The organism is Lentzea sp. NPDC054927, assembly GCF_053610285.1.
In genome coordinates this window covers 120,363-130,105 of record NZ_JBSGXZ010000023.1, presented here as the reverse complement: position 1 = coordinate 130,105, position 9,743 = coordinate 120,363, and the positions used below count along the sequence as shown (strand labels likewise).

Here is a 9,743-nt window from a genome sequence, read left to right as displayed (position 1 = left end):
GTACTGCACTGGTTACGGTGTGGGAGAGTAGGTCGCCGCCGAACTTAATTTGCCCTGCGGGTTGAGCGCCACAAGCGCTCCCCGCAGGGCTTTTTCACGTTCACATGCCTTTTGCATGCTTCCGGGGCCGACCGGGTGATGGACCCAGGCGAGCGGGTGATGCGGGTCAAGCCCGCCTTGTTCATCCCTACCGTGATCGTCATGAACGATCAGTGGGCAGGGGAGGCACCTTTGCGGTGGCGAGCGCGCAGGAGGCGGGGCAGGCACGCCCGCGAGCCCGCGCCGTCATCGCAGTCACTCCTGCCCGCAGTGCTCGGCGTGGTGCTGCTGGTGTGCCTGATCCTCCTCCTGCTGACTTACCTCTAGCGGGACTGCAGCGCGTCGAGCGCGACGGCCTGAGCGATCACGAGCCGGCGGTCGACGCCAGGATCCTGGATCTTGACCAGGTAGTGGTCGCGGACCCAGGTCTTCTTGTCGACGCTGAACACGGGAGTGCCGTTCTCCGTGGTGAAGTCGAACTGATACCTCATGGGGAACGGTGCTTCTCCGACGATCGGGATCCACTGCCACAGCCGGCGGAAACCGGCGAACCACTTGTTGCGCTCAGCACCCGTCGTCTGACCCCAGCCGGGCTGCTCCAGGTGCCACGTCGACCGCAGCAGCGACTTGGCGAAGTCCTTGCGGAACAACCCGATCGACTGCCCGTTCGCGTCGGTCACGTCGTAGCCGCTGCCCAGATCGAGAGCCTTGCGGGCGTTGAACTCGAACAGCACCTGGCTCTTCGACGAGTCCGTGTAGACCGTGATCCGTTCCTTGATCTTGAACTTCTTCTGCTCGGCGAAACCGACCAGTCCGCCCGGCTCACCCGCGTTGTCGACGAAGACCTCGTAGCGGTTGGTCATGAACGTGACCTTCTGGTGCACGTGCAGGACCTGCACGTTCTGGAGACTCACAGCTCACCCTTCTTCGTAACCCTGTTCCAGCGGCACGGGCGTCAGGCTCCCGGTGGGGAACCGCCGCTCGTTGCGTTCGATCTTGGCGAACGCGGCCTCGACGAGATCGACACCGAGCTTGTCCGCCAGCCTGGTCAGGTAGTGCATCACGTCGGCGAGCTCGTCCCGCACGTTCCAGGCGAGTTCTGGGTCTTTCATTGCATTCTTCGCCTCATCGGGCGTCAGCCACTGGAAGAGGTCGGTGAGCTCGCCGACCTCCGCGGACAACGCCATCACCAGGTTCTTCGGGGTGTGGTAGCTGTCCCAGTCGCGGGCGGCGGCGAACGCCCGCAACGCATCCCTCAGGTCCACGAGATCACGCTCACTCATGCCCACTAAGTACCACGTGGACGAACGAGCAAGTATGGCGGCCGATCAAGCATGGATCGTCCGCGTCAACGTTGATTAGCTCTAGTCATGTCAACATTGAGCGAGATCAAGCCAGCGACCGTCCTCGTGCTCGGCGCCACCGGCAAGACCGGCCGCCGCGTCACCTCACTCCTGGGCCCCGCGGCACGTCCGGCGTCGCGCTCGTCGGCCACGAAGTTCGACTGGTCTGCCCCGGACACCTGGGAACCCGCCCTCGCCGGCACCACCGCCGTCTACGTCGTGCCGCCGGACAACCCGGCGACACTGGCCGAGTTCGTGCCGCTTGCCGTGAAGTCCGGCGTCACCCGCCTGGTCCTGCTGTCCATGCGCGGCGCTCCCGAGGACGACCCGTTCGAAGCGGCGATCAAGGACTCCGGCGTCGAGTGGACCATCCTGCGCCCGACGTGGTTCATGCAGAACTTCGACGAGGACCTGTTCGCCGAGCCCGTGCAGCACGGCGAGCTCGCGGTGCCCGCAGGCCAGGGCGTCCACCCGTTCATCGATGTGGTGGACATCGCCGAGGTCGCCGTCGCCGCGCTGACCCAGCCCGAGGGCGGAAACAGCCACGACGGGCAGACCTACGAGCTGAGCGGGTCCGAGCCGTTGTCGTTCGCCGAGATGCTCGCGCGCATCGTCGAGGTGACCGGCAATCCCATTCTGTACACAGACGTCGAGCCGGCCGAGTTCGCCGCGTCGCTGCGCGGCCTCGGCTACCCGGACGAGATCGCCGACCTGGTCACGATGCTGCTCGTGCGCATCCGCAAGGGAGAAGAGGCCCACGTGTCCGACGGTGTGCAGCGGGTCCTCGGCCGTGCACCGCGGACGTTCGCCGACTACTTGGGCAGCAGCAGCTTCGCCTGAAGGCCGCGCGTGCCTTCGTTGGTGATGACCGCTTCGCAGAGTGCGCGCCCCGTGCGTGCGCGCCACTCTTGTGCGACGTCGCAGTAGCGCAGACCCATCGCGTAGGTGAGCTGGCCGATGCGTTCGCCTTCGAGGAGCACCTCGAGAGTGTGTTCGCCGATGTGGCTGCCTTTGGTGATGCGGCAGTCGCGGAGCTCGGCGATGACGTGGACGGGTGTGCGGCCGTTGACCACGCGGTGCAGCACGTGCTGATGGGCTTCCTCGCCCGTGACGTTGACCTGGTGTTCGGCGGGCAATGTCGGTGCGGTGCCCAGGGCCTCGTGGTCGAGCAGCAGGAGCCGCGGGGTGCCGAGGTGCAGGTGCACGCCGTAGTAGCGATGGCCGCCGCCCATGATGCGGGCCGGGCACGAGCCGACCTCGCCGCGATCGGCCAGTTCGAGCAGCAGCGGCTGGTAGTCGGCGGCCTGGTCGCCGCGCAGGTAGCCGGCGGTGATCGCGGACCCGTCCCCGCGCAGCAGGTCGACCCGCACCGCCTGGGTGTCGTGCCGGTTGGCGGGTTCCGGTACGAGCACGGCGGTCGCGGGGATGGCGTCGCCGAGCTCGTACGCCGTCGAATGCCTCGCCACCTCCGCGATGGCGTCCTGGTAGTGCGACTCGCCGACGATCGCGACCCGCCCGGCCGTGGACAGGCGGCGGATGCGGGAACGGGTGCGCGTGAGGACGATCTGCTCAGGCGCTTTGTGCTTGGTGCCCATGAACATCAACGCGAACAACGCCAGCCCGATGACGAAACCCAGCGGGCCGAAAGCAACGGTCAGAACCAGCGCGAGCACGGCAACGGAGATCAGGACTGCGGCGGGCGAAGGTTCTGTGCGTTGCTGCATCGTCATGTGGCGTCCTCACGACTCGGCATCCCGTCACTCTCAGTGTCGGGCATGCCGGGCGATGCGTTTCACAAATCGCTCGTTTGGCCTAGTACAACGGGCTGGCGACTCCACGTAGTGACCGGACGGCGACTCGGATCGGGATCCTCCGCCATCGGTGGCCGCGGATTTTCCTCGGCGAGCTTCTGCGTTGCGCCCATGGACGCCCACGCGCGTGCCATGCCGTAGGAGACGCCGCCGAAGAAGAGAACGCCGATCAGGAAGCCCCAGCTGTCGGTGAAGATCCGGAACACCGCGTAGCCCGCCATCACCGCGGTGAGGACGCTCAGCACGAGCATCGTGTGGTGCGTTCCGTGCCTGACCTTCTTCAGGTTGGGCGTCATCGACTGCTTGCCCTGCAAATCCCACAACTTCTTGGCGCTCGACCAGCGCGTGCTCTCCAACTCCGGCCTCGGGTCGGGCTTGGCGCGAGCCTTCGAGCGTTCCACGACGAGCCGCGTCGCCTTGTCGATGTCGTCGACCGGCAGCAGCCACTCCTGCCCACCACCGATGACGCGCAGCACCGGCCCTGGCGAGATGGTCAGCTCACTGGTGTTGCCGAACCGCCATTGCGCCGCCGTGCGCACGGCGCCCGCCTCGACGTGGGTGATGCGGTCGAACGGGATCGCGACGCGTCCGACCGGCGACTCCGCGTGCTTCGGGGGCGGCAGCTTGTCGAGCAGCAGCCTGCGCGACTGCACCCGTAGCCTTCCGCCGCCGCGCAACCCGATGGCGACCTCGACAGCCGATCGCCGGACGTCCCCGGTGACCGGCCACGACACGACCTTCGCCGCGGTCCACGCGAGCCCCCACGCGACCGCCGGCGCTGCCAGGGCCAGCACCGACTTCTGGCCGCCAGCGAGGATCCCGGCCAGTGCGACCGGCACTGTCGGCAGGAACGCGATCCTCGGCCACGCCACTGTCATCCACCAGAGCCCCGCGAACAGCAGGAACGCCACCGGCACCGGCCAGAACCCGTTCAGGTCGGTGAGGTGCTTCATGAACTCGGCAGCGAAGTCGAACTCCGCTTTCCTGCCGGGCAACGACGTGCGGGACAGGTACGAGGACACCGTCAGGTACGCGAACGGCACGCCGGCGTAGCTCAGCACGATCAACGGCAGCGCCACGAGATAGCGCAAGAACGTCATTTCCGGTCCCTCAGGTTGATCAGTGGACCAGAGTGAGGCGCGCGCGTCCTCGCGGTCCTGGTTCTCCGCCGCCCGGCAGTGCCGTGAGGACGAGCCCGAACACGAGTCCGTTGAGCTCTTCCAGGCCGAGGTTCAGCTCCTTGGCCACGTGCAGCGGCGTCGTGCCGTTCTCGCGCAGGACTCGGAACACCTTGGTCAGCAGCTTCGAGGTTTCCCGGCGGGGCATGGTGCCCTGGGTGCCGTCGAAGATGAGCGTCCTGGCCGCGAACCGCTCCTTGGTCACGTGCCAATGCCGGTGGTTCGTGCCGCTCAACTGCCCTTGGGGCATGAGGAACTCGGCGGCGAACTCGTCCGGCTCGTCGTGTCCGAGCAGGACCGCGATCTGCCTGGTCGCGTCGAACCTGGCCTGCTCCGGCGTGGCCGTCGGGCTCAGGAACACGAACGGCGTGCCGTTGTGCCAGCAGGAGAACGCCTCCTGCTCCGTGCAGTCGACCGGCAGCGAGAACACCCGCACGCCATGAGATTCGAGCAACTGCACCATGTTCGGCGCCGGCCCGTTGTCGAGCCGCCAGGCCTTCCGCGTGCTGCTCGGCGACGTCCTGGGCGGCGGCAGGTCCGGTTGAGGAAGCACGAACAGGCGCTCCAGCCACCCGTTGAACTCGATCGCCAGCTGAGCCGCCGCACCCGCCTGCACGTCGCGCGGCCCGTTCTGCGGCCGCGGCGGTTCCGGCGCCGTCAGAAATGCCTCCGGAAACCCGAGCGCCCCGGCCAGCGCCTCGACGGTGGCGGCCTTGGGCCGGCGCTGCCCGCGCTCGTACTCGCCGATGGCCCGCGCCGACACCCCGGACTTGCGCGCCAGCTCGGCCGCGGTGAGTCCGCGCCGGGTGCGAGCGAGCGTGAGTCGCGACGGGGTGAGCATGATCCGGCCATTGTCGCTGCTGCCGCGCGGCGCTGCCACGCGGGTCTCGCTGGGCAGGACGAGGGCCGCTGTCTTGCGTGATCAGGTGGACACATCCGGTGCGGACCCGCTGACCCCACCCCCTCACCGCCGCAACGCGATCGGGAAGTCCACCTCCTCCGGACCGTCCACATTGGGCGTCCTGCGCTGCGGAAACGCCATCGGCGGCAACACGATCCGATGCGCCCACCGCTCAATGATCTGGTTCTGCGGCGTCGGCTCCGGCTGCGACACCTCCCGCAACACCACGAGCCGGTCCTCCAGCTGCAGCGGATACGTGACCAGGAACCACAACTTCAACCCCTCGCTGCGCACGTTCTCGAACAGCGCGAACTGGTCGTGGTCGTTGTCCCGCATCATCGCCGCGATGGCAGGCCCCTTCGCATAATCACTGCGCAACGGCGCGTCCGGCGACCCCGTCCCCCGGTTGCCCTGCAGCGTGCCGAGCAGAATCGGCCGCGCCGGGTGCCGAATCAGTCCCGCGTTCCAGTGGTCGAGCCGCTCCCACCCCTCCGCCGCCAGCAACTGCCGCAACGTGCCCACCCGGTGAATCCAGTCGAGCAGCCCCGGCGCGTTCGTCGGCCCGAACGGCGGCGATGCGGCACGGGCGTCGATACCGGCGGCGATCGCGCGATCCAGGACGGAGAGGCGCAGGCCCAGCTCGGCGAGCTTCTCCTCGGTGCTGGGGGTTAGCTTGCGGAAGGCGGCGTTGGTCATGGGATCGACGGTAGCGACGGGGTCTGACATTTCTGGGAAACTGCAGGTCGTGTACCGCTACGTCGACGCGGGACCGGCCCCGGCCGCCTCCTCGGAGGCGACGTCACGCGTGATGCGCAGAACCCGCCGCGCCGGCACCGCGCCTGAGCTGGCGGTGCGGCGGGTGAAGCTGCACGGGGTGGTCGTTCGAGACCTGGACACCAACGCGCAGCTCACCGCTGCCAGTGGCTCGTCGTTCGTGTGTGGGAGCACGATGACCCGGACGAAGTTGCCGACCGGGTCGTCGCGCTCGTAGCCGCACGGCAGGTCAGGCGGCGACGGGCGTGAGTTGGTGCAGCACGTCGCGCGTGCCCAGTCGCTCCTGCGCCCACTCCACCACCGAGCTCTCCTGGGCGAACAGCACGATCTGCCGGTCCTCCGACAACCGCAGCAGCAGGTCCAGCACCGCGCGGGTGCGGGCGTCGTCGGCCTGCACGGTCACGTCGTCCAGCAATAGCGGGCACGGTTCGGTTGCCAAGTGCTGGGCGAGGGCCACGCGCAGCAGTAGATAGACCTGTTCTGCTGTGCCCAGGGACAAAACTGACGCCTGGTGCCACGTCTCGGAGGCGGCGCACACGCGCACGATCAGAGATGACGGGTCCACTGCTGCGTCCACGTAACGGCCGTCGGTCACCAAAGGCAGCCACGTGCGGAGGGTTTCCTCGAGGGCCGGGGCGATGGTGCTGTGGACCTTCTCGCGGGCGGCTGTGAGGTAGCGGGAGGCCAGGTCGATGGCTTCTACCTGCGTGGTCACCTCGGCCAGGACCGTTGTGGCGGCCTGCACGGCTTCCTCGGCGTCCGGGACGCTGGGCAGGCCGCGCACCATCTCGCTGACGGTGGCGGCCAGCGAGTCGCACGACGTGGCGAGGGAAGGGTCTACCGGGTCGCAGGCGGCGTAGCGGAGGGCGGTTTCCAGCAGTGTGGCGTGGTGGGTTTGGGCGGCGGAGAGGGTTGTTTCGAGGTCGTTCACCGTGCCCTCGGCTCGCAGCGACTGGAGTTCGGTCCACGCGTTGCGCTCTTCCTCGGCCTCGCGCAGCCGGCGGTCCCAGCCGCGTTGCCACTCGGCGATCGCGCGCATCAGGTCTTCTGGGCGGTCGCCGTGGCCACCGATGGCGGCTACGGCCTCGCGCAGTTGATCGAACGCACGGGCGTGGGTGACCGCGGCTTCGGCGACGGTGGTTTCGGCCTGGCGGCGGTCTTCCAGTGCCTGCGCCAGAAGTGGGCGTTGGGCGGCCATCAACGCCTGGCGGGCGCGGACCTTGCAGTCGGTTTCGTAGTCCACCAGGAGGTCTGGCGTGGGCATCGCGGCGTCGGTCTTGCCGCGCGCGGCCAGTTCCACGCGGACTGCCTTTTCGGTGCGCGCGACCTCGCAGACGAGGTCCGCCTGCACGGCTTCCCAGGCGGCGCGGTTGGCCAGGCGCCACAACGTTTCGCGGTCCGCGGGCACGCCCAGAGACGCGCATGAGGCGATGGCCTCGTCGTGGACTCGCACGGCTTCCAACGCCACCGCTCGCTGGCCCTCGGCCTCGGCCAGCTTGCGGTCCGCAACGAACAGCGAGCTCCGTGCGTCCGTCGCCAGCGCGGTCTGTTCGGCGGCGAAAGCGACGGCAGCGTCGCGTTCGGCGCCGTTGCCGCGGGCCAGGGCGCCGCCGACGCCTGCCACCAGTGCGGCCACCAGGACTCCGGCGGAGGCCAGTTGCTGGCCGGTCAGGAACAGCAGCAGGCCCACCAACGTGGTCAGGCAGCTCAGGGCCAGCAAAGCGTTGCGCAGGAACGGGTTCGGCATCGCGATCTCCTGCACGTGCGCCGCTGCCACGTCGGCCTCGACCTGGCTGCGGGCCGCGGTGGCGGCTGCCTCGTCCTGGTCCTGGCGGGCGCTGTCCACCTCGATCGACGCGGTGGTCAGGCGGGCACCGGCGGCCGGGTCCAGACGCGTCGCGAGGCCGCGCAGCACCGAGGGTTCGGCGGTGGTCGGCGGCTGGGGCCGGCGTGCGGCGTGCGCGGCGGCGACGGCGGAAGCGGTCTCGTAGGCCGATGCCACGACACGGAGCTCCTCGTCCAGCGCGGTCTCACCGACGGGAGGTTCGGGGAGGGCTTCCAGTTCGCCTTCGAGCGTTGAGGCGGAAGGGCCGGTCAGCGCACGAGGTGTCGGCGCCGCACGCCACGCGGCCAGCGCACGGTTGACCATGTGGGTCAGCTCCTCTTGCGCGGCGAGACCGGACGGTTGCGAGTCGCCGAAGCGTTCCTGCAACGAAGTCAGCCGTGCCACCCGTGCGGACAGCGCGTCGAGCAGAGCCGTGTGTTCCTGCACGGCAAGGCGTGCGCGAGCAGCAGCGGCCGATCGGGCTTGCGCGCTCAACGACAGGTAGCGTGCGTGTTCGCGACGGGCCACGGCCAGGTCGGTTTCGGCCTCGCGCAAGCGGTTCCGGGCGTCTTTCAGCTCGTCGACCGGCGCGGTCAGCCGTTGCAACGCTTGCTCCACCGTGCCGTCGGTACCCGCGGTGGCAGCGGCACGGCGCAGGTGGTCCTGCAGGCCGTTCGCCGCGTCCAGCACGGTCAGCAGCTGTGCCTGATCCACGCAGGCGGTGGCGGCGAACGACGTGCGGTCCAAGCCGATCAGGCGGGCGACGTCCGGGCCGGAGTCGTCGTTCAGATCGCGGTCCACCGCGACGAGTTCGCCCGACTCCATCGACACCATCGCCGCGACGCGCCAGGACTCGCCTTGCCACGGCCGGTGCCGCACAGATGGTTCACCGCACAGAGCGGCGCGGATCGCGGCGTGCCAGGACGACTTCGCGGACTCGTTCACGCCCGACACCACGGTCAACCCCGGCGCCAGCGGCAACGTCCGGTCGTGCAGCGGCCCGAAGGCGTGCGCTGTCACGGACTCGATCCTCATCGTTCCTCCAACGCCCGCAGGCCGGTGGCGAGCACGCGGCCGCGCAGAGCAGTGTCCAAAGACGGATCCGCCAGCACGTCCCGCACGAACTGGCCGCGCACGGTCCGTTCCGCGGCAACGGAATCGAAGTCCAGCAAGGGGAACGTCTCGGAGTGCTCGGCCACCAGCCCGAGGGACCGCGAAGCCGACACGTCGAAGATCTCGCGCGACACCGAACCGTCGTCGTGCACCGTGCACAGAACGGCCCCGCGCTCGCCGGTCTCGTCCGCGGTCAGCGGATCCGGGTTGCCGGGGAACGTGTACCGAACGGCGTGCTCCGGCGTGTGCACGTGCCCCAGGAACGCGTGGTCCAGCCCGGTGATCGCCACGTCGTCCGGCGCGGAACCGTGACACAGTGCCAGGTTCACCCCAGTCCGGTTCACCGCGAAGCCGTCCAGGAAGTCCCGCGTCGGACCAGGCCCGACGTGCGCGGCGCCCCACAGCGTGACGCCGTCGACGAGCTCCACGGGCGTCAACGACTCCGAGGAGAACACGTGCACGTTCGGCGTCCAGTCCACCTGCTGGTAGACCGACTGTGGCCCGTACCAGTCGTCGTTGCCCGGCGCCAGGAACACCGGCAACGAGCAGTCGAACGACGACTGCAGAAAAGAAGCCGTCGAAGGGGAGCAGCGATCGTGCTCGTACAGGTCGCCGGCGCAGAGAACCGCGTCGACGTTCGATTCCTGCGCGAGATCAACGATGCGGCCCAGCGTCTCGCGCAACGCCAGGCGCCGCGCGGGACCCGCGCTGGAAAAGCGCGTGTCCAGGTGCAGGTCCGCGAACAGCAGCAGTTTCACC

The 9,743-nt window shown here is 68.9% G+C and carries 11 protein-coding genes; 3 read left to right on the top strand and 8 right to left on the bottom strand.

The genetic code is table 11. The annotated features are described in order from the left end of the window. The first annotated feature begins 201 nt into the window (after positions 1-201). A complete protein-coding gene (locus ACWGE0_RS27205) occupies positions 202-366 on the top strand; it encodes a hypothetical protein (protein WP_177221221.1) in 165 nt (54 codons plus the stop codon). Here ACWGE0_RS27205 and ACWGE0_RS27200 read toward each other — a convergent pair. After that, positions 363-953, bottom strand: coding sequence for a hypothetical protein (locus ACWGE0_RS27200; RefSeq protein WP_452263726.1), 591 nt, complete (start codon positions 951-953; stop codon positions 363-365). The two genes, ACWGE0_RS27205 and ACWGE0_RS27200, sit on opposite strands and share 4 nt — an antisense overlap. A gap of 3 nt (positions 954-956) precedes the next feature. Next, on the bottom strand, positions 957-1,322 hold the full coding sequence (locus ACWGE0_RS27195) for a nucleotide pyrophosphohydrolase (protein ID WP_452263725.1): 366 nt from the start codon (positions 1,320-1,322) through the stop codon (positions 957-959). 87 nt (positions 1,323-1,409) lie between these two features. On the opposite strand from ACWGE0_RS27195, the gene ACWGE0_RS27190 reads away from it, so the two are divergent. Next, entirely contained in the window at positions 1,410-2,222 is an 813-nt protein-coding gene (locus ACWGE0_RS27190) for an SDR family NAD(P)-dependent oxidoreductase (RefSeq protein ID WP_452263724.1), read from the top strand. Here ACWGE0_RS27190 and ACWGE0_RS27185 read toward each other — a convergent pair. The 4 genes from ACWGE0_RS27185 to ACWGE0_RS27170 form a co-directional block, all read right to left on the bottom strand. Further along, positions 2,195-3,112, bottom strand: coding sequence for a hypothetical protein (locus ACWGE0_RS27185; RefSeq protein ID WP_452263723.1), 918 nt, complete (start codon positions 3,110-3,112; stop codon positions 2,195-2,197). The genes ACWGE0_RS27190 and ACWGE0_RS27185 overlap by 28 nt on opposite strands. A 62-nt stretch (positions 3,113-3,174) precedes the next feature. Then, a complete protein-coding gene (locus ACWGE0_RS27180; RefSeq protein WP_452263722.1) occupies positions 3,175-4,293 on the bottom strand; it encodes a hypothetical protein in 1,119 nt (372 codons plus the stop codon). A 19-nt stretch (positions 4,294-4,312) separates the two neighbouring features. Next, complete coding sequence (locus tag ACWGE0_RS27175) at positions 4,313-5,251, bottom strand: helix-turn-helix domain-containing protein (RefSeq protein ID WP_452263721.1); 939 nt, start codon at positions 5,249-5,251, stop codon at positions 4,313-4,315. A gap of 84 nt (positions 5,252-5,335) precedes the next feature. Then, positions 5,336-5,968, bottom strand: a complete 633-nt coding sequence (locus ACWGE0_RS27170) for a hypothetical protein (RefSeq protein ID WP_452263720.1) — start codon at positions 5,966-5,968, stop codon at positions 5,336-5,338. A 49-nt stretch (positions 5,969-6,017) separates the two neighbouring features. On the opposite strand from ACWGE0_RS27170, the gene ACWGE0_RS27165 reads away from it, so the two are divergent. Further along, positions 6,018-6,263 (top strand): hypothetical protein, encoded by a 246-nt coding sequence (locus ACWGE0_RS27165; RefSeq protein ID WP_452263719.1) that lies wholly within the window; start codon positions 6,018-6,020, stop codon positions 6,261-6,263. A gap of 12 nt (positions 6,264-6,275) precedes the next feature. Here ACWGE0_RS27165 and ACWGE0_RS27160 read toward each other — a convergent pair whose 3' ends face one another. Then, positions 6,276-8,906 carry an ATP-binding protein gene (locus ACWGE0_RS27160; RefSeq protein ID WP_452263718.1) on the bottom strand — a complete coding sequence of 877 codons (2,631 nt, stop codon included), beginning with the start codon at positions 8,904-8,906 and terminating at the stop codon, positions 6,276-6,278. Continuing rightward, complete coding sequence (locus ACWGE0_RS27155) at positions 8,903-9,742, bottom strand: metallophosphoesterase family protein (protein ID WP_452263717.1); 840 nt, start codon at positions 9,740-9,742, stop codon at positions 8,903-8,905. Before ACWGE0_RS27155 ends, ACWGE0_RS27160 begins: the two co-directional genes overlap by 4 nt. Position 9,743: the final 1 nt, after the last annotated feature.